We start from the raw sequence: 23573 nt of genomic DNA, 5'->3' as shown, positions 1-23573 counted from the left end.
CTCGCCGTAGACGATGCGATCTTCTTCCGCTTCAAGGTCGGGAAATCACACCTTCCCGCGGCGCCCGCTCGAGCAGCCCGGCCTCTATGAGGACAAAGGCGCCGCTGCTGGGGAGCAGTTACCAAGAAGGCCGGCCCCTACACGTCCTTGTCCTCGAGCGCCCTGCGCATGCGCCTGATCACTGCGGCTCGACCCCGTTCGTCGGTCGCGGCGCTAACAGCCTCGTTTACGTCCAGGAGAAGCTTTGAAAGGTCATTGTGCCAGTCGAGGCGGGCAATCTTTTCCGGCTTCAAACGGCGGGGCTCGTTGACCTCGACCGGCAAACTGCGACCGGGAGTCAATTGGAAAGCATCGTCCAGCCTCGGGATGATGATCTTGTCGTCGGGTATCAGTCCTGCAAGCCTTCTACGCAGGCCGCCGAGTCCAGCCTCCTCTCCATGCGTCAAGAACACCYGCTGCTTCACAGGAGTTCGGGCCCTGATCCAGGCGACCAGTTCACTGGCATCGGCATGTCCGGAATAAAGGTCGAACAGGCTGATACGGGCCTTGACCTCTACTTCCTCACCCTGGATGCGCACGCGCTGCGCGCCGTCTAGCAGGATCCTCCCGAGCGACCCCTGGGCCTGATATCCGGCCATCATCACCGTGGCGTTCCTGCGCCAGAGATTGGCCTTGAGATGATGGCGGATACGCCCCGCGTCGCACATGCCACTGGCTGCAATCACCACGAAGAAGCCACTCAGGCGATTGATCGCCTTGCTTTGCTCCACTGTCTCGGTGAAGCGCAACTCTTTTGAACCGAGGGCCTGGCGCAGCACGTTGCCCTGTTCGATCTCGTCGGCATGCCGGTCGAAAATCGCGCTGGCGCGCGTCGCCAGCGGCGAGTCAACAAAAACCAGGGCTGATGGCACCTCCCCGGCTTTCATGAGCAGATACAGGTCGATCAGCAGTTCTTGCGTCCTCTCGACGGCGAAGGACGGAATAATGAGGGGGCCGCCGGCCTTGGCGGCGCCGCGCACGACGTCACCGAGCTGAGATCGCCGCCGTTCGGGCGAAACGTCCGGGCGGTCCCGGTCGCCATAAGTCGATTCGCAGATCAGATAGTCGACGTCGGCCGGCCCCTCGGGATCGGTCTGAAGCAGCTTGTGGCCTGGGCCGATGTCGCCCGAAAACACGATGCTCAGCGGCACATCATGTCGGTCGATCTCGAGCTCTACCGACGCCGAACCAAGCAGGTGGCCCGCGTTCCAGAAGCGGGTGCGAACGCCTTCGGCGACGGTGGTCCATTCGCCATATTCCGAAGCCCGAAACAATGTCATGCACGCGGCGGCATCCTGCTGACCGTAGATCGGCTCGACGGGCGGGCGCCCGCGCTGCGCATTGCGACGGTTCAGGTGCTCGACCTCCATCTCCTGGATATGCGCCGCGTCCGGCAGCATGACCGAGCAGAGATCAATGGTGGCACGGGTCGTATGGATCGGACCGGAAAAGCCCTGTTTGACCAGTTTCGGCAAAAGGCCACTGTGGTCGATATGCGCATGGGTCAGGATGACAGCGTCAATCGCGTCCGGTGGAAACGGGAACGCACCATAGTTCAGTTCCCTCTCGGACTTGGAACCTTGGAACAGGCCGCAGTCGATGAGGATGCGCGAATGCGGCGTCTCGATCTCATAACATGAGCCGGTGACGCCATGGGCCGCGCCGTGGAAGCGCAGGACTGGATCCGCCTCGCCTCTCATCTCGCGACGACCTAATGCGACAGGAGAACGGGCAGGCGCATATCCGCGAGAATGCCCTCGGTGGCTCCGCCGAGCACGAAGTCCCTGACGCGGGAATGCCCGTATCCGCCCATGACAAGCAGGTTGCCGCCGACCTTGAGAGCGTGTTCCTGTAGGGCAGTTCCGATTGAACGTTTCCCCGCTTGAATAGAGGCGGCCTCGGCCACCAGGCCACGCGTCCTCAGGCCCTGCGCAAGGCGTTCGCCGATGTCCTGTCCCGGAAGCGGTTTTTCATCAGTCACGGTCACAACAGTGACCATCGAGGCACGTTCGAGAAACGCCTTTGCGTCGGCAACGGCCCGGGCGGCGACTCGGCTGCCGTCCCAGGCGATAACGACATGTCCAAGAACCCCGACGTCAGTGGAGTCGGGAAGAAGCAGGGTCGGTCGACCCGAACTGAACAATATTGCCTCGGCTATCATCCGCGCCGTCTGGTTGGCCGGCGCCCAGCCGACCAGACAGATATCGAAATAGCGGGAGTGGTTTGCGGCAACCTCGCCCATCAGCGCCGGTGGTGCGCTCAGCCCCTGCGTCGTGTGGGTCACACCGCTATGTGCCGCTTCTTGCGTAATGGCCTCTAGCAGAACACTGCCGCACGTGCGGCTGGTCGCCTCGACCTCTCGTATCTTGCTCGGAAGATCAAGCAGGTAGCTCGATAGCGCGTTCGAAACGTCGGGAATGTCGACATTGATGGCAACAGCATCAAGCGATGCGTCGATCTGCTTGACGAGGGCGACCGAGTTCGCCGCGATTTTCGAGGAGTTCGCGTCTGGATAAGTCGCCAAGGACAGGGATGCCATCAGCTTCATTGGAATCGTCTCCATGGTCGAACGGCCAACTGCCATCACCATCTTGTAGTCACGATGGATGAGACGAGCTTTGACCCAGCGCAAATGCGATCCTTCAAATACTGAGCAGCAGGGTCGGCCAAGCTGAGCCCAGCTAGCGCCGCGAGATGGAGTTGACTTGGAGGGCCGCGTCACTGCCTATCTTGGCGCTTCGCGGGTTTTGGGGTGACAGCGTGATTGCCGTCGATCAGCCTTTCCATGTCGGCTGGCGCGGATGGATGTCGTCCTTGAAGGCGTCGAAGCCCTTCCAGGCAGGTTCGATCAGATCGCAGCCCGGCATGGGCGTGAAGGGCGACGGCTCGCTGAGCTGCATCGTCGGGATGTAGCGCGGACAGTTCGGGAAGATCACGCGCGCCTCCACGCGTACCATCATCTGTGCGCCGACCGTCCTGCCTGTTAGCGGATCGTCTCGGTCGATTCGGGCGGCGCCGTTAACGCGCAGGCGGCGCGGCGTGCCGTGCATGGCGATGAACAACAGCGCGACGTTCGGATTGACGTCGAGGTTGCCGAGGCTCCTGAACATGCCGTTGCCGTCATAATCCGGGAACGCCAGCTCCGATGGCCCAATGACACGCACGAAGCCGGCGGGGCCGCCCTTGAACGAGCAATCTGGCCGTCCCTCGGCGTCGACCGTGGCAAGAAAGAAGTAAATCGCATTCTCGATGAACGCCTTATCCTCGTCGGTGAAGGCCGTCCGTGCCATCTCTGCCAGGCGGTCAGCGATGCGCCGGCTCTCGAAGCGGTCCTGCAGAGAGCGATTGCCTTCGTGGTAGAATGCTTCGCCGGTCATGGACGTTCCTCCTTCACAACTCGGGTGATGGTCCGATCCTGAGTGATGCGGCAAGTCGTACGACAGGCGCGAGGCCCTCGCCGCCGGTAGCATGGGCTGCCTGCGATGCAATCGCGAGAGAAAGCCAGGCACGAGCACCAGATCGCGCGAGCTCATGCCCATCGCTCGGTACGCGATCCTCGCCATCACTTCTCGAATGTCGGATCTTGGCCGGGCGCATCGTCTCATTCCGGAAGCACTGAGGACCTCGATCGTTTTACACGATATCAAGGGCCGATCATATCGGAGTGTCGAACCGCAATGGTGTCGCGCCTGGCGCGTGCCCTAGTGGGCGCCCGGTCCGGTCGCCGCATGCAGGGGCCTCAAGACTGCAAGACATCGGCTTCGACCTCTAAGCTGACGTAAGGTCAGAAAGTCAATGACTCGAGTGCACCGCTCCAATAAACTGGTCATTGATGGTCGGCAGGGAGTTAGCCACGCAACCCTAAAAATCCAACCCAGCGCGGTGCGAAGAATGATACTCAGGGAGGGCATCAATGAGTTCATACGATTCCGACAAGGTTGCCAAACTTCATCGGGAATTGCACAGCCATCTTCCGCCTGAACCGGCGCTTCGCCTGAGAGCACTGGAGACGGTTCTGGTCGAGAAAGGCTTTCTGGCGGCCGACGCCGTGGACAAGTGGCTCGACGACTACTCGGAAAACGTAGGTCCGATGAATGGAGCCAAGGTCATCGCGCGGGCGTGGACTGATCCCAAGTTCGCCGAACGCCTGGCGAAACATGCGGCTGAGGCGTTTTCGGAAATCGTCCCAAGCGTCAGGAAGGATTACCCCCTTGTCGCAGTGTTCAACACGCCGGAGATCCACAACGTTGTCGTCTGTACCTTGTGTTCCTGCTATCCAGTTGGAATCTTGGGAATGTCTCCATCTTGGTACAAGTCGACCGAGTACCGGGCGCGAGTGGTCCGCGATCCGCGTGGCGTTCTCGCCGAATTCGGAACCGACCTGCCGGACAAGGTTCAGGTCACGGTGTGGGACTCGACTTCAGACCGGCGGTACATGGTGGTCCCGGAGCGCCCAGAAGGGACGGACGGCTGGACCGAAGAGGACCTCGCCGACCTCGTGACGCGCAATGCAATGATCGGGACGATGAGGGATCTGTCGCCAAAGCAGGAGGAGGGGTGATGGATACGGTTCACGACCTCGGCGGCAGACAAGGGTTCAGACCGATCCCGAACGTCGCAGAAGATGACTCGCCTCTGTTTTCCGATGAATGGAAGGCGCGCACATGGGCGATCGCCATGATGTCGATGAAAAAGTTGACGACGGATCGCACGGGCTGGACGCTCGATTGGTATCGCCACGTCTTGGAAAGGCTTCCCCCGGACGCCTACCTCGGCCTCGACTATTTCGAGAAGTGGATTCTGGCCATGATGGTCACGTCTGTGGATGAAGGCGTCGCGGGCGTTCAGGAGTTCTTCGATGGCATGGCCTCAAGTCGAACCTTCGAATACGAGTCGCCCAGGCCTGCGGTCGAGGTCCCGCCCACAGAGGCAAGGTTCAAGGCTGGCGACAAGATTGTGGCACGGCGCGACGTCGCCACAATGCACACGCGGCTGGCTGGGTATGTCCGCGGCCGGCCCGGGGTTGTCGACAGCGTGAACGGACCACAGCCTTTGCCCGACGAGAAAGCTGTCGGCACGATACGGCGCGAGCAGACATACGTCGTGCGGTTTCGCATGTCGGATCTTTGGCCTGAAGCCGGCGACAGCGCAGACAGCCTGCAGATCGACATGTGGGACAGCTATCTTGAGCCGGCCTGAGATTGCCCGTCGCGCACGGCGCCATCGCGATGGCGAACCTGTCTTCTCCGAGCAATGGCACGCTCAGGTCATTGCGCTGGTCGACCTGCTCATCGCCGACGGAAAGATCGAAGCCGAGGATTGGTCTCAGACCCTGGGCGCCGAGCTCGATCTACGGGCGGCCGATACTGCCATTGACCCCGACGCGATCTATTACGGGGCCTTTCTCAGCGCTCTGGAGCAGATATTGGACAAGAGCCAGTTCGCACCACGGGCCGAGGTGGACAGACGCCAACAGGATTGGCGAAACGCCTACCTGAATACACCGCATGGCAAGCCAGTGGCCCTGGGTCCGCAAGCAGATTCAATTTGACTGTAGGCAGCGGTGCGTGTTGCTGCCCACCCTTTGCAACGCGGCCACCCAATCGCCTATCGCTACCGGCCCGGCACCTGAGCGATCCCGTTGCAATCGACCGTGCGGTCTGAACGCACGGTGTAGCTGGCGTGGATCACCTGACCCATGTTCATGGAGATTTCACGCACCAGCTTTCGACGAACTGCAGTCGCGAACATAGCGGCCTCGGTGACGCCGATTGTAAATGCGTCTGGCCCGCCAATGACACAGCGCTCGAAATAGGATTGGAGGTTGGAACGGTCGTACATCGCAAACCCGTCGGCCTCGCCAATGCGGGGCATTGCGATAGGCAGCCCGTTGGTCGTCACGCCTTCCGCAAGAAGAACCTGCCGGATGGGGTCAAGGAGTGCTCCGGCATTGTTGGGTCCGTCGCCGGATACGTCAATAACCCTGCGCGGGCTGCGCAAGCCACTCTTCGCGAACTGATCATTCGCGGCCGACAATGCGCCGGAAATCGACGTTCCGCGGCCTTCAGTCAGCGGCAGCGCCGCAAGCCTGTCTGCCAAAGTCAGAACATCGTCGAGGCTTTCGACAATTGTCCACGGCACAATGACTGTTTGCTGACGTGGGCCGGCCCACTCCAGATAAAGCACTGCGATCCTGCCCCGCTCTCCCGACTTGATTGCCCTGGCGATGTCCGTGTGGCGGAAAGCATCGACGTAGCCGTCGCGTTGCACTCTTTGCTCAACCTTGCTCATCGAGGGCGAGACGTCCACGGCAAGGATCAATTGCAGATCGACTTCGGTCAGGTCGTCTGCGCGACGGTCGGTCGAGTGAGCCTGTGACGCCATCGCGAAGAACAGACTGAGCAGGCAGAGGCCCGTGAGCCGTGGCACCGGTCTTGCTCCGGCAGATCGAGCAATCCGCACCAAGTAGTCCATGGCGAGCCTCCCGCTGACAATGCAATTGTCGGTCCGAGGCGTCTCTTTGGTCACGAACGGCTTCCGATCATTTGCCGAAATCTGCGCTCCCCGCCGGTCTGGATGGCGATGACTCTTCGCAGCGCGAACCGTGCTAAGATCGAAGAATTGGACTGCGGCTTCGTGCGTGAGGGAACCGGCTTGAATAGCTCGCCGCCCACGACGTTCGTACTCAACGGCATTACCGCCGATCTGAGCAGCGAGACCTTGCGCGACAAGTCCAACAGGACAATCGCACTTCGCCACCAGACCTTCGCGGTGCTTCGTCACCTTCTGGAGAACGCTGATCGCGTCATCACCAAGGACGACCTGATGAAGGCAGTCTGGAACGGCATAGCCGTGACCGACGACAGCCTGGTGCAATGCATTCACGAGATCCGTGCGGCGCTCAACGACAATCGGCAGGCCGTCGTGCAGACGGTTCCGAGGCGCGGATACAGGCTGGTCCTTCCCTCAAATGCCGCACCGAGAATGGCCACCATCCTGGCCGCCGAAGTGGCCGCCGGGGGCCGGCTGACAGGCATGGATGAGCCGATCTCCGCTGCAACTTTCCGGGCATACAAGCAGATCATCGATCGGCTGCTGGTTCAACATGCAGGCGGTGTGTTCTGGAGCGCCGAAGAGAGCGTGGTCGCGGAGTTTGCCGGCCCTGTCGAGGCGATGCGGTGTGCGGGCGAGATCCAGCATGAGGTCGATAGGCGGAACCGCGAAGTTCCCGAGGCAAAGCGCCTGCGCTTCCGCATCGGCGTTCACCTGGGTTATGTCGTCGCCGAGGGCGACCACCTCGCGGGCGAGGCCGTCGAGATCGCCGCTCATCTGCAAACGTTGTCACGACCGGGCGGGATTTGCGTCACGGAAGCGGTCCAGGCCCAGGCTCAAGACCGGCTCTCGCTGGAATTCATCGATCTCGGCGAGCACAAGCTGAAGGACGTCGCACGTGCCTTGCGCATCTTCCGCGTACCCCTTGCTGCGGAGGAACCGGTCAGGTCACCATTTCGTGGTCTCGATGCCTTCGAATTCGAAGATGCCGATCTCTTCTTCGGCCGAGCGCGGGCGATTGCCGCCTGCATTGCAAGACTGGAGCGGCAGGCAGCTAGCGGCACGGCATTCCTTCTCATTTACGGAATGAGCGGTTGCGGCAAGTCTTCGCTCCTGCGCGCTGGCCTGCTGCCGTCATTGACACAGCCTGGAGCCGTAGCAGGCATATCCTTGTGGCGCCGCTGCCTGATCCGCCTCTCCGAAGGACCGGATGCATTCGCTGTGCTGGCTGCGGCACTGCTTCGCGAAACTGCTGTGCCGGAGCTGGCCTCCGAAGTAACAGCCGCGGAGTTTGCTCGGCTCTGCAGGAGCACGCCGGATCGGGCACTGGCGATGGTCCGACAGGCACTTGGCAAGGCCGCCGGGCCGGCCCGCTCGCAGATCAGATTGCTTGTCGCCATCGATCAGCTGGAGGAGCTGTTCACGACCGAGAGGCAGCCGGCGACGCGCGAGGCCCTTGTGCGTTTCATGGCGGTGCTGGCCGCGAGCGGACTGGTCTGGGTGATAGCGGCGATCCGTTCGGACTTTTTTCACCGCTGCGGAGAGGTCCAGGGTTTCTCAGCGCTCAAGGACGGCCTCTCCAGCTACGAACTCCTGCCGCCGACTGGCCCAGAGATCGGGCAGATCATCCGCGAACCGGCGGGCGTCGCCGGACTCCGCTTTGAGGAGAGTGCCGAGTTGGGGCGGCTCGATGATGTCCTGCAGGAGGCAGCAGCTGCCGATCCCGGATCATTGCCGCTTCTCGAGTTTGTGCTCGACGCATTGTACCAGGCGGGCCGCGAGCGCCGAGTTCTCACCTTTGCGCATTATCGCGCGCTCGGCGGGCTCGAAGGCGCAATCGCGCGCCGCGCCGATGAAGTCGTGGACTTGCTGGCGCCCAACATCCAGGAGGCCTTACCCGCGGTGCTGCGCGCTCTCACCACGGCAAGTCCTGGCGATGAAACGGTCACGGCACGTCCGGCCCTATTCACCGAAATTGCAGGCACTCCCGCGCGATCGGCCCTCGTCACGGCCCTGATCGACGCACGGCTCCTCGTCAGCGACGAGGACGCCGGAGGGCATGTCTTCGTCCGCGTTGCACATGAAGCACTGTTGAGCCGTTGGCCGCGCGCCAGTGACATTGTGAATGCAAACCGGAACTTCCTCGAGACGCGCGACCGCCTCAGGGCCGACGCTCACCGTTGGCACCTGGAGAACAGGAATCGAGAGCTTCTCCTTCCGTCCGGCAAACGTCTCGCAGAGGGTGAAGAGCTGATGCTGTCAAGACGGGAGGAGGTCGACGATGACGTCCTTGAATACATCGAGGCGTCTTTGCGCGCCCATCAGCAGAGAGAGGAGAAGGACCGGCAGGCAGAGCTGGCACTGATCGAGGCCGCCCAAGAGGCAAAACGCGAACGCCTGGAGCGCGAGGCCGAGCGCCGGAGCCTCGCGGCTGCCGCGGCAAACCGGCTAGCCGGACGTACGCGCAATGCCGCGATTGTGGCGATAATGCTCGCTCTCATGGCAGGCGCAGGCGCACTGGTCGCCTTCAGGGCGCAGGAGGAGGCAAGGTGGCAACGAGACCAGGCGCTGCGCAACCAGTCTCTTTCGCTCTCGTTCCTTTCGGAGCAGTCCACGGCAAGAGGCAACACCGAGGCTGCGATCCTGTTGGCGCTTGAAGCACTGCCCTCGAAAGACCAGTCCGAGCGGCCATATCTCTTCGAGGCGGAGGCAGCCCTCTACAAGGCTCTGCTGGCGCACCAACAGATCAAAATCTTCCGGCATGGCGCCGGCGTGACGTATGCGGCATTCAATCCGACCGGCGATCGCATCGTCACCGCGTCCTACGACAAAACCGCAGGCGTCTGGGACATCTCCAGCGGTGCCGAAACTGAAGTTCTGAAAGGTCATGAAGAGGCCTTGGAGAGGGCTGAATTCAGCCCGGACGGAAGCCGTATCCTGACGGCCGCGAGGGACGGCACTGCACGCCTCTGGAACGCCGTCTCGGGAGAACAGCTCTTCATCCTGCGGCCGGTAGGCAATTATCCGACGGCAATCTTCAGCCCGGATGGCACCCGGGTGCTGACGGCGGGGGAGAACAGCGATGCAACGCTCTGGGATGCTCGGACCGGAAAGAAAGTGCTAGGTGTAAGAAGCGACGCATATACGCGTGCTGCTTTCAGTTCAGACGGCCGCAGCTTCGCGACGGCAGGCAAGCATTTTGTTTCGATCTGGAATGCCGCAGACGGCGCGCTGACGCAGTCAATCCGAGTGACCTCCTGGCCCTACAGCCTGGCGTTCAGCCCGGACGGAAGCCGCATACTGGCCGGCCCGTGGGGTTGGCATTCACACCGCGACACGTCCAGCCTTTTCGATTTGTCGAAAGGAACGGAGATCGCAAAGTTGGCCGGCAGCAAGAGCGACACGCAATTGAACGGCGTGATTTTCAGTCACGGGGGTCAGCGAATCGCCACGGTATCCCTCGATGGCACTGCCCGGATTTGGGATGGAGCGTTGGGAACGCTGGATGACCTGCTCGGCCAGGAGGTTTCGGGGTTGAAGCCAGACATCGACACAGATGAACGCGATGTGGAGATGAACGGTGCTTTCACCCCGGACGACCGCTTCCTGGCGACCGCCTCGATCAATGGGCCGATCCGCATCTGGGACGCTGAACGCGCCTCGTTGGTGACGACCATCGCCGGTCATGAATCTTTGGTCGAGCATCTGGAATTCAGCCCGGTTGACAGCAACATTCTTCTCACTGCTTCACACGATGGCACCGCTCGGCTGTGGGATGTCGACGGCGCCCTGACGACCGCGCTCTCACATGAATACAGGCCGACTTTCGCGGTCTTCAGTCCCGACAATGTCCATCTGCTGACCGGTGGCGGCGACAGCGCGGCGCATCTTTGGGATGTTATAAGCGGGCGCGAGATAATCCGGCTCGATACCCATGAGATCGTTCAACGCGCGACGTTCAGTCCCGATGGAAGGCGCGTCGCTATGGCATCTCTTGGGGGCCAGGTCCGAATCTGGGATGTGGCCGGGGGATTCGAGACCGCCCAGTTCCGATCCCATGGCGGACTGATCCAGATCCAGTTTGGTCGCGATGGCAAATCGCTTGTTTCCGCATCGATCGACGGTACGGCACAACTGTGGGACGCGGCGACCGGCACCGAGCAGGCCGTCATCAATACAAGCAGTAATCTGCCGCAGGCCATTCTTAGCCCCGACGGACGTCTGGTCCTCTCGGCCAGGGAAGACAATGCGGGCCACCTCCTGACGACTAGTGGGACCGAGCTCAGGGCCCTTGTGGGGCATCAGGATCGCATCACGGCAGCGGTCTTCAGCCCGGACGGTCAACTGGTCGCCACAGGCTCGCTCGACCACACGGCTCGCATTTGGTCGACCTCGGACGGAGCAAACGTCAGAACGCTAGTGGGACATACCGGCGAGGTGACGGTGGTCTCCTTCAGTCCCGACGGTCAGTCGCTGCTGACCGGCTCGCGTGATGGAACCGTCCGAATCTGGAGCGTCTCTGGCGGACAGGAAAGGGCCGTTCTTAGGGGCCACAGCGGCGCGGTGGACAGCGCCCAGTTCAGTCCCAGCGGTTTGTATGTCGTAACCGCGTCCTCGAAAGATCGCACGGTCCGGCTATGGGAGACGCAATCGGGGCGCGAGATTGCCGTCCTTGCCAGCCACGACGAAGCAACCGTTCTACTGGGCTTTACACGCGCAACTTTCAGTTCCGACGGCACCCATGTCGCAATTGTTTCCGGCGAAGAAAGGGTCCGCATCGTTCGCGCCTTCCAGACACCCAAGGACCTCATTGACTTTGCACGGCGCACCGTGCCTCGCGAACTCACCCCTTGCGAGCGGCGAAGCTTCTTCCTTCCTGAAGACCCTGCAATTGGTACTTGTCCGGGCTGAGGTCGACAATGGAGTCAGATTTTGCCGCCTGAGCCGGCTGCTGGAACGGGCAACTTAACGCCGCATCTCGACCGTAGAGGCCAGCTTTGCCGCTTCCTGAAAGCTGACGTCGCAGGCGACCACGCTGGCGGTCGTGGTGGCGTCGGCGCGAAAGGTCGACGCTCAACCGAGTACATGTTGCGCCTTGCCGGACGAGGCAAATGGAAATTTCAGCACCTGCGTCCTTCTATTAAACGCGAGAGCGAGCCATGATGCCTCTCGTATTCATCCCGAGACAATTCATCCCAAAGGGAAGCGAAACGGGCGTATGCGCAGCTGGGTGACAAGGTTCTGGCGCTCGCTTTCCGCCGGCGGCCTCGTTTTGGGCACGCTGTTCTTCGTCGCCTCGCTTACTCCGACGCTCATTCCCCGCACCTACCTGACCCAAGGCGTGCTGTCCGGGGCATGTTTCGCCGTCGGATACGGCATCGGAGTCGCCTGGCGCTGGCTATGGACCTATATGGAACTGCCGGAACCGCGCGAGCGGCTTCTGCTCTCTCTCAAGATTGCTGTCGCGGCCGCTTGCGCCGTCATCACCATACTGTTTCTGTGGTGGGCGGCAGAATGGCAGAACTCGATCCGTCGACTGATGCAGCTCGAACCCGTGACGAGCGCGCATCCGGTTGAGGTCTGTTTCATCGCGATCGCTACGTTCCTGGTGGTCATCGCGCTTGCCAGGCTCTTCAAAGGCATCTCCCGTTGGATTTCAGAAAGGTCGGGCCGCTTCGTCCCAAGCAGGGTTTCGAAGGTGATCGGTTTCGCAGTCGCGATACTGTTGTTCTGGACGATGGCAAACGGCGTGCTCTTCCGCTACGTGCTGCACTTGGCCGATTCGTCCTTCGCGGCGGTTGACGCCCTCATCGAGCCGGACCGGCCGCAACCTGAATCTCCGCTCAAGACCGGCAGCTCGGCTTCCCTCGTCCGCTGGAAAGAACTTGGAAGGGCAGGACGCGAATTCATCGCGACAGGACCCACCGCCGCCGAGATACGCGCGTTCACGCACGCCGATGCGCTCGAACCTATCCGGGTCTATGTCGGGCTCGGTGCCGCCGACACGGCGGAGGAAAGGGCGCAAATCGCCCTCGATGAATTGAAACGCGTCGGCGCCTTCGAACGCTCCGTACTCGTCGTCATCACCCCCACCGGCACCGGCTGGGTCGATCCCTCTGCGATGGATACGGTCGAGTATCTCCACCACGGCGACGTGGCGAGCGTGGCCCAGCAGTACTCCTACCTGTCGAGCCCGCTATCGCTGCTGCTCGAGCCGGAATACGGCTCGGAGGCTGCAAAGGCTTTGTTTGCTGCAGTCTATGGATACTGGACGACGCTCCCGCACGAGAGTCGGCCGAAACTCTATCTGCATGGCCTGAGCTTGGGAGCGATGAATTCCGAGAGTTCGATGGAGCTTTTCGGGATGCTTGGTGACCCTGTCCAGGGGGCTCTGTGGAGCGGTCCGCCGTTCAAGAGCAGAATCTGGCGCAGCGTGACGGAGCATCGCAATGCCGGGTCACCGGCCTGGCTGCCGCAATTCCGAGACGGGTCCTTCGTCCGTTTCATGAACCAGAACGGCGACCCCGGTCCGAGCGACGCGCCCTGGGGTCCGCTGCGCATCGTCTACCTCCAGTATGCGAGCGATCCACTGACGTTCTTCGCCTATAGCGATTTCTATCGCCGTCCGGACTGGATGAATGCGCCGCGCGGCCCGGACGTCTCGCCGGAGCTGCGGTGGTACCCGATCGTATCGATGCTGCAGCTCGCCCTCGACATGGCCGTGTCGACCAACTCGCCGATGGGCTACGGACATGTCTTTGCGCCCGAACACTACGTCAATGCGTGGCTCGCCGTGACTGACCCACAGGGGTGGTCGGCCGACCAGATAGCGCAACTGAAGCAACATCTTGCCGCGCGCGCCAGGAAGTGACCGCTGCTTGCGACGGGCGCCTCATGCGATTGTTTCGCCGGTCCGAACGGCCGGCCGCGGCAGCCGGATCCGTGACGAGGTCACCGCCTGATGCGGTGCATATCTACGACACGGCCATTGCGCGCGTTCAACCCGATTTCAAACAGACCGTTGGCGCGGCGCGCCCGATAGGTGAAAAGGCGCCCGCGGCAATCCACTCGCCGGACGTTCCAAAAACCACGGCTGCGCAGCAGTCTCTCGCCCTCTCGGCATGTGATCGCTCGGCCGTGGTTGAGGCTGGTGCCGATATTGATGTTGATCGTGACGGCATGGGCGGGCGCCGGCAGAGCCAGGGGCACGACAAGACTGAAAACGAGACCCAGGCAAGCAAACAAGGGACGAGGCATGGAACTCTCCGTGACGTTGCTTTGGTTTCCCTAGAATCAACTCCCCCGAAAAGCGTATTGTCAAGGGACTAACTTCGAGCGCGACGGTCGGGCCGCCCGAGGCCGAGCCTGTGAGCGCAGGCGAGGATGTTGGCCGCGATGGCCAGCGAGACCAAGGGCCGGCCCTTGATCCCAAGCACCCAATTGCACACGATCTCGAAAGCCGCGACCGCCGCAACCACCGCGCCGGAGCCGACAAGGCTGGCCACGCTGAAGATTGGCAGCACCGAAGCGTTGGCACCGGCCCGGACTACTCCTGTTCCTACCGCACAGAAATCATGCAAGCTTGCTTGTTGGGCGGCATACCAGTATTTTGAAGTCGCGGGGGATTTTCTGCAAAAAGGCCCCATCATGTCGGACAAATCTGTAAAGGGCATTGATCGCCGCGACCTTATAATGGCATCCATTGCAACGGTCGGCGCCGCGGCCGCCTTGGCGGCCAACGCCGGCGCCGCGAACGCCGAGGACTCGGCGACTTCCTCGTCCGCTCCGGCAGCGGGTGCGCAATCGGCGACGATTTATGTCGGCGATGTGATCCAGGGGAAGAAAGTCGTCAGCACGCTCGACGTCAACGACTTGGAGCCCGGCAAGAAGCACCTTCTGTATTTCCAGGGCGTGGAGAGTCCCACTGGACAGCACTGGTATGTGTCCGTGGCCGTCGCCAAGGGGGCGAAGTCGGGCAAGCGCGGCATCCTGACCAGCGGTGTGCATGGCGACGAGATGAGTTCCATACATACGGTCCAGACCGTGATGAACCAGCTCGACCCCGCTGAGATGTCGGGCACGGTGATGGCGGTCACCGACATCTCCCGCCCGGCCCTGGAAAGCATGCAGCGCAGATGGCCCAACGCGGGCAGAGGCCTCGACCTGATCGACATGAACCGGGTGTGGCCCGGCAACGAGAACGACATCACCGCGGCCAGCCGACACGCCGGGCTGGTGTTCAACCGGCTGCTGCGGCCCAACGCCGACTTCGCGATCGACTTCCATACCGGAACGACCGGATTCGAGGTCACCGCATTCAATATTGCCGAGATGGACGTGCCCGAGATCAAGGCGATGGCGGAGCTCTATCCGATCGGCCAGATCTTCGACAATCCAACATATCCCAATGTCCTCCATAACGCGTTTAACGCCGCGGGCATCCCGTCATTTTGCCCCGAGATCGGGGCTGCCCGCCACCTGGACCTCGAGATGATCGGGCTATTCGTGGAAGGCACGATGAACGTGCTCAAGCATCACGGCATCGTCGCCGGGCCGATGGGACGCACGGGCAAGGACGTGCACGTCTTTGTCGGCAACAGTGCGTTCCCGATCCTGGCAACCGAGGGCGGGTTGGTCGAGTATCTGGTCAAGCTCAACGACAAGGTCGAGGCCGGACAGAAGGTGGCCATCCAGCGCAATAGCTTCGGCGAAGTGGTTGCGGAGTACGCAAGCGGCGTGGCTGGAGAGATATCGGGCCTGCGCAGCGATGCAATGTCCGAGCCCGGCAATCCCTTGGCATTTATCCTTTTCAACAAGCCGGGGCCGGAGGACGTTGGGGGCTACCCCGAGTGAGTTCACCCATGCGAGCGAACCCTTCGGATCATCGCTTGAGAACGACCGCTGCGCGCAGTTGATCCTCAAACGAGCGTGCAGCGGCGATGTTCAACGCTGTAACCTTGAGATCCCCGATGAACGGCACGATGTGCAGATCAAGGTGCGAGCGATAGCTGTCTACCGTGGTGCGCTTCCGACCGGCTACCTCGATGCTGCCTATCCAGAACAAGGTGTGGATCGAGGAGATCACGCCGAAGGTGAAGAAGGGGCGCTGACCGTCAACAAATGCAGCGCGCCCCGGCCATGTCCCTACATCGTGATCGAGACATACGACAACAGGTAAAGGATCGCCATGGTCGCCGTCGCGAGTATGACCCACAAGCCCAAGCTGCTCATGCTTCCTCACTTCCCCTAGGTGAGGATTGCGCCGGTCGAGGGCAATCGCAACCGCCCTGGGTGCGTTGTCCACTCCTTTCTTTTGGAGCACTGGCTCTAGCGGCGCGGCTCCGCCCAGCGGAGCACAAATTAGCTTGTGCTTTTCTGAAATGCCGGTGCTGCTGCCGAAGGGATAGCGAAACGCGGGGCCGCTTCCGACCGCATTGCCAAGCGCGCCGAAGCTGGACCTAGACTAAGGGTTAGTTGCAATCCGCCGCGAGCATCCCGACCTTAGAAGGCGGACCTACCCGTCCGAGAGAATTTGCTGGAGCTTTGGGTAGAGATCATGAGAATCATAGCTCGCACCGCCACCGTGATTGCATCGATAGCTGTGGCTATCGTTCTGACCTTTATGGCAGCTAAAGGATTTGAGCTATCGACGCCAGATCCGATCGTGGCTCATACCTTCGAGAGGAACATCTGAGGGGCACGAGGCGCTATGCTAGGGCGCTCTCTGCGATGAACTCGACGCCGGCCGTTTCCAGAGCGTGCGGCGGGGTTGCTGGAACTGGCAGAGTGCTTCGTCAATCGTCTTTGAGACAGGACCACAGCCGCCATCAGAGCGCTAAGGAATAGGTCCGGCTTCACCAGATTACCGACCGGTCGATCTCGCCGATCCGCGCCCGGCCGGTAAGCGCCATTGCGACCTCGAAGTCCCGGCGAAGCAGGTTGACACAATGGGCTACGCCCTCGGCACCATCCGTTGCCAGTGCGTAGACATAAGGGCGGCCAATCATGACCGCGCTTGCCCCCAGGGCAATTGCCTTCAAAACGTCGGTGCCACGCCTCACGCCGCCGTCGAGGATGATGGGAATCCGCCCGGCCACCCGATCCGCGATGGCGGGCAGGGCGTCGATGGTCGCCGGCAGGGTGTCGAGGTTACGCGAACCGTGGTTCGAGACGACGATGGCATCGGCACCGGTTCCGATCGCCTGCTCGGCATCGTCAGGATCGAGGATGCCCTTCAGGATAAGCGGCAGGGTTGTCAGAGAACGCAGCCAGGCAATATCCGCCCAGGTCGGCATGGCGCGCCGCTGCGCAGTGCCAACTTTGAGGACGCCGGTGTTCCGGTCCTTGAAGTATGGCGTTGCGAGGCTGTCGGGAATTTTGAATCCTGCCCGGAACTGCCTGCGGCGATCGCCTGGTGTTGGCATGTCGACCGTCACACTGATCGCCTTTGCGCCCAGTGCGGCCATGCGCGATACGAGTTCGCCATTGAAACTGCTATCGCTTTGCCAATAGAGAAGGAACCAGACTGGAGACTGGGTCACCGCCATGCAATCCTCGATCGCCGCCGTCGCCGTCGTGCCCAGAGTGAACACCGCTTCCGCCACTCCGGCGCCGCGCGCCGCGGCCACCTCGCCTTCCGGATGCGCCAGCCGCTGATATGCTATTGGGGCTAGGATGATCGGATGCGGCAGACTTTGCCCGAAGAGCGTGATCCCGGTATCAAGTCTTGTCACATCGCGAAGCACGCGCGGCCTTAACTTGATGCGGTCGAATGCGGCTTCATTGTCACGCTTGGTGATTTCTTCGCCAGCACCGGCGGCAATGAACTCATAAACCGCGTGCGGCAATAGCTCCCGCGCCGCGGGTTCAAAATCCGCCAGGCAGAGAAACCGAGTTTCGATATCAAGTGGCATGGACCAATCCGATCAGTATCTCAAAAAAGTCGGCTGCTGACCCCACGCCGGCTCCCCAAAAGGGGGGTAGCGCTTGAGGATTTGGCGTCGCCGCGCCTTTTCCCACTACTGAAGCAGCAGCCATTCCGGCGCACGTCTCACCAATGATCTGATCAGCCTCATGGCTTGCTCAACCTCACCCCGGCGCCGCCGCCGTTTTTGGGGATGTCGCACGGACTTGCCGATAGTCGCAGGAAACCCTTGGAAATCAACGGTAGCCAGTTGCAACATAGGTGTGACATGAAGCGGGCAAGGACGCCCCTACCCCATGCGACAAACCACTGAATTTATTGGTACCGCTGGCTGGGATCAACATCTTCTACAAGATATTGTTTTTATTGTCTTTTTTCTGCCTCTGGTCTCGATTTGTATCACAATAGGTGTCACAATAGGTAGCACTTTCACGGGGCGTTGGGCGAAGGAGCCGCACAGAGCAACATCCTCACGCACGTCGGCTCACCTTGATGTTCTGCTCCTTTGCCACCCAGGCTGATACTCTTTATCTCGAAAAGGTATTGGTGGGCCCGGAGGACGTATCAAGAACGTTGATTTTATTTAATTTTTCGTGGGCCAAAATCAGAAATCTTCCCGCATCGTTTCGTATGGTTCCGCGACGCTTCACTATCGAAACTCGGCTAATTCTATGACCCCTATTGATCCACGCCCCCTTAAGCAATTTGGAAGGCTATGCCACTTCCAGTTTGGCCTGCTGCGTTTGGTCCAGCATGGTTGCAAAAAAAGCCGTCTCGCCTCGATGTCGGTTCTCCCAGCTAGCGCCGCGATTGTGCCGGCGTGAACCGCCGCGCCGGCACGCGCCCTGGACTAAACTACCCGAGAGTTTGACTGGCGAGGCCATAGGTCACTGGCGCAGATGCACCGCCGACTGCAAAATCGGCGAGGCGTTTGCCCATCGACATGGTGAGAACCGTGTCGAAAACCGGCATTCCGCTGTGCGACAGAAAGGCGGCGAACTCGCCTTTGTCCATGTGGGTGTCTATGCGCAGGAAGGCCCCCGAATGGTCGGCCACGTGCGGCCGCACGATCGCCACGGCATCCGCGTCGCTTTCCGCCACAACCGGCCCCACGACATGGCCCCGCCCGAACGGCCGACAGAGTGCGAATGCGTTCAGCCTGCCATTCTTGAAAAGACCATAGCCCGCCGAGTGGGCGAAAAGCTGTTCGACGAGCGCCGTCCGCCTCACGCCAAATCCTGCCGCGTCGAGCGCGATCGCAGCGGGAATATCCCTTGCGTCCAAAGTCCGGACATCGCCTCGAATATTTGCGGGTCTACCCGTCGTGGGCATGCGGGCGATGCCCTGGCATTGATAAACGGTCTTCTCCGGCTGGAAGTCGAGCGAGAGATAGAGCCGCCTTGCCGCGCGCGTTGCATTGAGGCGCAGATCACGGCCGACGACCTTGTCGAAGACCCGCTTCATCAGCCATTGCCCCGCCCCCAGGGTTTGGAGCCGCGGCGAGGTGATGACCATGCCCACGGTTGCGAAATCGACACCATGCGCGAACCACATGGCCGAGCCGAGGACCCGGCCGATCTCATCGAGCGCCACGAACCCCTGTCCCGATCCGCGCAGGAATTGCCAGTCCTCGGCGCGATGCGGCCATCCCACGGAGAGCGAGAGTGCGTGCAAGCGATCCAGTTCGACGCTTTCGATGTCGCCGACGCGCATCGAGAACGTATCGATTTTCAAGCTTCCGGACGGCTTCAATTCCATGCCCCTGCAAGATTATCGTACCAGAGGGCGACGCACCGACGGCCACCCTCTGCCCCTACCAACGCTAAACAAGCAGACCGGTACGATTTGCTCGAAAGCCGCGCACCAACGCTAGATTCAACTGAAACATTTCCGCTTTCGGCACGCAATCGCGAAAGAACGCGCACATCCTCTCCGGAAATCTAGCAGCGTATGGTCGACGGTATCGATCCCGGTGGACCCGAAATGCTTTGAGGGCTGGAATGGACGTCTTCGACATCCTCGACCGTCTCGTCGCCTTTCCATCGGTCGCCGGCAAGCCGAACGGTGATATCGCCGGCTGGATAGAGGCCCATCTCGTAGAGCACGGGGCGCAGGTCACGGTGCTCCCGGGGCCAGAAGGCGACCGTTCCAATCTGTTCGCGACGATCGGCCCCGGCGATGTCCCTGGCTACATCCTGTCCGGCCACATGGACGTCGTTCCTGCCGGCGAGCCGCAATGGAGTTCGGCTCCTTTCGCGCTGCGCCGAGAGGGCACGCGACTCTACGGACGCGGCACAACTGACATGAAGGGGTTTCTGGCCGCGGCGCTCGCGGCGGTGCCAGCGCTGACGGGACTGGGCCTTGCCAGGCCAATTCATCTTGCCTTCTCCTATGACGAGGAGGTCGGATGCCGCGGCGTGCCGCATTTGATCGCTCGCCTCCCCGAGCTTTGCGCGAAGCCGCTCGGTGTCATCGTCGGCGAGCCGAGCGGCATGCGCGCCGTGCGCGGCCACAAGGGCAAGGCGGCCGGCCGCGTGACGATCAACGGGCGCTCAGGCCATTCCTCGCGGCCCGATCTCGGCCTCAACGCCATCCACGCCATGGCCGGTGCGCTGAGCACGGCCGTGAGCGAAGCCGAGCGGCTAGCGAACGGTCCGTTCGACCCTGCCTTCGAGCCGCCCTACTCCTCGCTGCAAGCGGGCGTGGTGGCGGGCGGACAGTCGGTCAACATCATTCCCGGCACCTGCACGCTGGACCTGGAGGCGCGCGCCATTCCAGGCGTCGACCCGGCCAGCCTGCTCACGTCGGTCAAGGCGCGAGCCGAGGCCCTTGCGGCCGAAGGCTTTCGGGTCGAGTGGACGCCGATGAGCGCCTATCCGGCGCTGTCGCTGCCGCAGGACGCGGCACTGGCGGCACTGTTAGCCGATCTGACCGGCGAAGCGCCGCTTGCCGCCGTCAGCTACGGCACGGAGGCCGGACTTTACCAAGCTGCCGGGGTCGATGCGATCATCTGCGGCCCCGGCGACATCGATCGCGCCCACAAGCCGGATGAGTACATTCTCACCAGCGAACTCGCCGCCTGCCAGCGATTGATCGAGGCGCTCGGCGCCCGCTGCGCGGCTTGAAGGGGAACCGGAATGACATTCCTGTTCAATTCCGATGCGCGGCGCGGAGCGATCTTCGCCGATGCCTTCGCCGAGGAACTACCGGACGTCCCCTTCACTATGGATGCCGCAACAGTCGATCCTGACTCCGTACGCTATCTCATTACCTGGACCGCGCCAGAAGACCTCGCGCGCTACAGGAACCTGGAGATCCTGTTCTCCATTGGCGCCGGCGTAGACCAGTTCCGCCTCGATACCTTACCGGAACAGGTGAAGATCGTGCGCACGGTCGAGGAAGGCATAGTGCGCATGATGCAGGAGTATGTGACGCTGGCCGTGCTCGCCCTGCATCGCAACCTGCCCGCCTATCTGGCACAGCAACGCGCCGGCGAATGGCACGATATCCTGCAGATGCAGGCCGGATCGCGCCGGCTCGGCGTGCTCGGCCTCGGGCAACTCGGCCAGGCCATCCTCGACCGCCTTAAGGCATTCGGCTTTCCACTCGCTGGCTGGAGCCGCTCGCCGCGGCAGATCGAAGGCGTGACCTGTCATCATGGCGAACTTGGGCTGGGGGAGGTGCTCGTGGCCAGCGACATACTGGTCTGCCTGCTGCCGCTGACCGAAGACACGCGCGGTTTCCTCGATGCCGACCTGTTCGCGAAACTGCCCAAGGGCGCGGCGCTCGTCCACACCGGCCGGGGGCCGCAGCTCGACCACGAAGCGCTTCTCGCCGCGCTCGACCGCGGCCACCTTTCTGCGGCGATGATCGACGTCACCGATCCCGAACCGCTGCCCGCAGGCCATCCGTTCTGGTCGCATCCGAACATCATACTGACCCCGCATGTCGCCAGCGTCACCCAGCCCGCGAGCGCCGCACGCGCCGTCATCGAAAACATCCGACGCCACCGCGCCGGGGTCGATCCCATCGGGCTCGTCGACAGGTCGCGCGGCTATTGAAATCCAACCTGAAAGGCCATCATTTGTCCCTGCTCAAGACCGTCGACACCGCCCCATCTTTCCCGCCACGCCAGTCCAAGGCGTTGCCCGAACGGCTGATAGCCGGCGACCCCGCCTTCAAGACCTGGGCGCAGGACGTCGCCAAGGGCGATCTCGTCCACACTGGCGTCTGGGAAGCGACGCCAGGCGAGACGCGCTCGATCAAGGGCGAGACCTTCGAGTTCTGCCACATCCTCTCCGGCGCGATCGAGATCACGCCCGACGCCGGCGAGGCGGTGACCTACCGCGCCGGCGACAGCTTCGTGATGAAGCCCGGCTTCACCGGTGTCTGGAAGACCATCGAAACGGTGCGCAAGATCTACGTCACGGTAGGGTAGTGGGTCTGCGCGAGCCGGCGCCGCCGCAACAGATTTTGCCGTCCCTCATCGCCAGCACGCAACAATCATCCGCGACCGATCTTCGAACGGTGCATGCTGCGCTGTTGCGCGGGCTAGGCTCCTCCAGAACAGCTGAGAGTGGGCGCCCATGGGCCTGAGCTTCGACCCGGATACCGTCTCCCTTCCCGTCGGCCATTTTATCGACGGGGGGCTGATCGCGGCCGAGGGTGCGATCGAGATGCGCCGCCCGTCGGATGGCAAGGCATACGCCGTCAGCCCCGTGGCCGGCGTCGAAATGGTCGACCGGGCGGTAGCGGGCGCCAAGGCGGCGCTGAAGACCAGCAACTGGGGCGGCGTTCGGCCGCGCGAGCGCACCAGGGCGCTCCAGGCCTGGGCCGACCTGATCGACGCGGAAGCCGAAACGCTGGCAAAAATCGAGGCGCTGTGCTCGACGCGGCCCGTCGGCCAGCTCGTCGCCGGCGACATTGCCATAACCGCCGAGCAGATCCGCTTCTTTGCCGAATTCGCCGACAAGGAAGGCAGCGAGCTGGTGCCGACCGACGACGCCAGTCTCGGCATGATCATGAGCGAGCCCTATGGCGTGGTCGGCGCGATCACGCCGTGGAACTTCCCCATCTCGATGGCTGGCTGGAAGCTTGGTCCGGCACTGGCCGCGGGCAATGCGGTCGTGCTGAAGCCGTCGGAAATGACGCCCTTTTCCGCAGTCTACATGGCACAACTCGCCGTGAGGGCAGGCTTACCGGCAGGGCTCATAAACGTAGTCCTGGGAGACGGCCCGACGACTGGAACGGCGCTGACCGGCCATCCCGAGATCGCCAAGGTCAGCTTCACGGGCTCGACCCGCGCCGGTTCGGCCATCATGGAAAACGTCGCTCGCACCGGGGTCAAGCCGATGACGCTGGAACTCGGCGGCAAGAGCCCGCAGATCGTCTTTGCCGATGCCGATCTGGAGAAGGCAGCGACGGCGATCGCCGGCAGCGTCACCTTCAATGCCGGCCAGGCCTGTGTGGCCGGCACGCGCCTGATCGTCGAGAAGAGCTTGGCCGACAGGCTGACGGCCACGATCCTGGAGAAGATTAAGGCGGTGCGGCCCGGCCCGACCTGGGACCAGGCGACGCAGTATTCACCTGTTATCTCGGAACGGCAGCGGGCGCGTATCGACGGCATCGTGCGGGCCGCGGTCGAAGCCGGCGGCCAATGCCTGACCGGCGGCGCCGCGATGGACAGCCTCGGCTATTTCTACGAGCCGACGCTGATCACAGATGTCGACCAGGCCAATCCAGCAATCGTCGAGGAGATCTTCGGTCCGGTCCTGACCGTCCAGACCTTTGAGACCGAGGAAGAGGCGCTGGCACTGTCCAGCCATCCGACCTACGGGCTGGCATCCGGCCTGTTCACCTCCGACCTGTCCCGCACCATCCGCTTCGCGCGCAAGCTCGAAGCGGGCACCGTCTGGGTCAACCGCTACAGCCGCTCGCGCGACCATATCCTGCCAACCGGGGGCTACAAGCGGTCCGGCATCGGCAAGGATCTTGGCCGCGAGGCCTATCTCGCCAACCGCAGGACCAAGAGTGTCCTGATCAGCCTTTGAAGTGATGC

General features: G+C 62.2%; 18 protein-coding genes and 1 pseudogene. 10 read left to right on the top strand and 9 right to left on the bottom strand.

Annotated elements, in window-relative coordinates:
- Window positions 1-137: 137 nt before the first annotated feature.
- The 3 genes from AC1DZP_RS14260 to AC1DZP_RS14250 form a co-directional block, all read right to left on the bottom strand.
- Window positions 138-1739 carry an MBL fold metallo-hydrolase gene (locus AC1DZP_RS14260; protein ID WP_477303176.1) on the bottom strand — a complete coding sequence of 534 codons (1602 nt, stop codon included), beginning with the start codon at window positions 1737-1739 and terminating at the stop codon, window positions 138-140.
- A gap of 11 nt (window positions 1740-1750) precedes the next feature.
- On the bottom strand, window positions 1751-2587 hold the full coding sequence (locus AC1DZP_RS14255; RefSeq protein ID WP_477303174.1) for a universal stress protein: 837 nt from the start codon (window positions 2585-2587) through the stop codon (window positions 1751-1753).
- Between the two features lie 226 nt (window positions 2588-2813).
- Entirely contained in the window at window positions 2814-3416 is a 603-nt protein-coding gene (locus tag AC1DZP_RS14250; RefSeq protein ID WP_477303172.1) for a pyridoxamine 5'-phosphate oxidase family protein, read from the bottom strand.
- Window positions 3417-3952: 536 nt separating this feature from the next.
- Here AC1DZP_RS14250 and nthA point away from each other — a divergent pair.
- Genes nthA through AC1DZP_RS14235 form a run of 3 tightly spaced genes read left to right on the top strand, consistent with a single transcriptional unit; the run spans window position 3953 to window position 5590 of the window.
- Window positions 3953-4600, top strand: a complete 648-nt coding sequence (nthA, locus tag AC1DZP_RS14245; RefSeq protein WP_477303170.1) for a nitrile hydratase subunit alpha — start codon at window positions 3953-3955, stop codon at window positions 4598-4600.
- Window positions 4600-5238, top strand: a complete 639-nt coding sequence (locus AC1DZP_RS14240; RefSeq protein ID WP_477303168.1) for an SH3-like domain-containing protein — start codon at window positions 4600-4602, stop codon at window positions 5236-5238. Before nthA ends, AC1DZP_RS14240 begins: the two co-directional genes overlap by 1 nt.
- Window positions 5225-5590, top strand: a complete 366-nt coding sequence (locus AC1DZP_RS14235; protein WP_477303166.1) for a hypothetical protein — start codon at window positions 5225-5227, stop codon at window positions 5588-5590. Before AC1DZP_RS14240 ends, AC1DZP_RS14235 begins: the two co-directional genes overlap by 14 nt.
- A 62-nt stretch (window positions 5591-5652) precedes the next feature.
- Here AC1DZP_RS14235 and AC1DZP_RS14230 read toward each other — a convergent pair whose 3' ends face one another.
- Window positions 5653-6513, bottom strand: a complete 861-nt coding sequence (locus tag AC1DZP_RS14230) for a DUF1194 domain-containing protein (RefSeq protein ID WP_477303164.1) — start codon at window positions 6511-6513, stop codon at window positions 5653-5655.
- Between the two features lie 102 nt (window positions 6514-6615).
- Between AC1DZP_RS14230 and AC1DZP_RS14225 the strand changes: the two genes are divergently transcribed.
- Both AC1DZP_RS14225 and AC1DZP_RS14220 read left to right on the top strand, forming a co-directional pair.
- Window positions 6616-11502: an nSTAND1 domain-containing NTPase gene (locus tag AC1DZP_RS14225; RefSeq protein WP_477303162.1), complete on the top strand. Its 4887-nt coding sequence runs from the start codon at window positions 6616-6618 to the stop codon at window positions 11500-11502.
- A 307-nt stretch (window positions 11503-11809) separates the two neighbouring features.
- Complete coding sequence (locus tag AC1DZP_RS14220) at window positions 11810-13462, top strand: alpha/beta hydrolase (RefSeq protein WP_477303532.1); 1653 nt, start codon at window positions 11810-11812, stop codon at window positions 13460-13462.
- A gap of 80 nt (window positions 13463-13542) precedes the next feature.
- On the opposite strand, the gene AC1DZP_RS14215 is transcribed toward AC1DZP_RS14220, so the two are convergent.
- Together AC1DZP_RS14215 and AC1DZP_RS14210 are read right to left on the bottom strand one after the other, a co-directional pair.
- Window positions 13543-13848 (bottom strand): hypothetical protein, encoded by a 306-nt coding sequence (locus AC1DZP_RS14215; protein WP_477303160.1) that lies wholly within the window; start codon window positions 13846-13848, stop codon window positions 13543-13545.
- Between the two features lie 73 nt (window positions 13849-13921).
- Window positions 13922-14132: pseudogene (locus AC1DZP_RS14210) on the bottom strand (GntP family permease); the annotation flags it as partial.
- 106 nt (window positions 14133-14238) lie between these two features.
- Between AC1DZP_RS14210 and AC1DZP_RS14205 the strand changes: the two are divergent.
- Window positions 14239-15444, top strand: coding sequence for a M14 family metallopeptidase (locus AC1DZP_RS14205; protein WP_477303530.1), 1206 nt, complete (start codon window positions 14239-14241; stop codon window positions 15442-15444).
- 28 nt (window positions 15445-15472) lie between these two features.
- Here AC1DZP_RS14205 and AC1DZP_RS14200 read toward each other — a convergent pair whose 3' ends face one another.
- From AC1DZP_RS14200 to AC1DZP_RS14190, 3 genes are all read right to left on the bottom strand, one after another.
- Window positions 15473-15895: a hypothetical protein gene (locus AC1DZP_RS14200; RefSeq protein ID WP_477303159.1), complete on the bottom strand. Its 423-nt coding sequence runs from the start codon at window positions 15893-15895 to the stop codon at window positions 15473-15475.
- 550 nt (window positions 15896-16445) lie between these two features.
- Window positions 16446-17504, bottom strand: a complete 1059-nt coding sequence (locus AC1DZP_RS14195; RefSeq protein ID WP_477303157.1) for an alpha-hydroxy acid oxidase — start codon at window positions 17502-17504, stop codon at window positions 16446-16448.
- A gap of 866 nt (window positions 17505-18370) precedes the next feature.
- A complete protein-coding gene (locus tag AC1DZP_RS14190) occupies window positions 18371-19273 on the bottom strand; it encodes a GNAT family N-acetyltransferase (protein ID WP_477303155.1) in 903 nt (300 codons plus the stop codon).
- A gap of 242 nt (window positions 19274-19515) precedes the next feature.
- Between AC1DZP_RS14190 and argE the strand changes: the two genes are divergently transcribed.
- From argE to AC1DZP_RS14170, 4 genes are all read left to right on the top strand, one after another.
- Entirely contained in the window at window positions 19516-20640 is a 1125-nt protein-coding gene (gene argE, locus AC1DZP_RS14185) for an acetylornithine deacetylase (protein ID WP_477303153.1), read from the top strand.
- Between the two features lie 12 nt (window positions 20641-20652).
- Complete coding sequence (locus AC1DZP_RS14180) at window positions 20653-21576, top strand: 2-hydroxyacid dehydrogenase (protein WP_477303151.1); 924 nt, start codon at window positions 20653-20655, stop codon at window positions 21574-21576.
- Window positions 21577-21599: 23 nt separating this feature from the next.
- Window positions 21600-21953 (top strand): cupin domain-containing protein, encoded by a 354-nt coding sequence (locus AC1DZP_RS14175; protein WP_095091728.1) that lies wholly within the window; start codon window positions 21600-21602, stop codon window positions 21951-21953.
- 148 nt (window positions 21954-22101) lie between these two features.
- Entirely contained in the window at window positions 22102-23565 is a 1464-nt protein-coding gene (locus AC1DZP_RS14170) for an aldehyde dehydrogenase family protein (RefSeq protein WP_477303149.1), read from the top strand.
- Window positions 23566-23573 lie beyond the last annotated feature (8 nt).

The sequence above is a fragment of the Mesorhizobium sp. P2_F8 genome (genome assembly GCF_056403655.1).
Note: the sequence above shows the minus strand (reverse complement) of the source record. Positions and strands in the feature narration are given on the sequence as shown.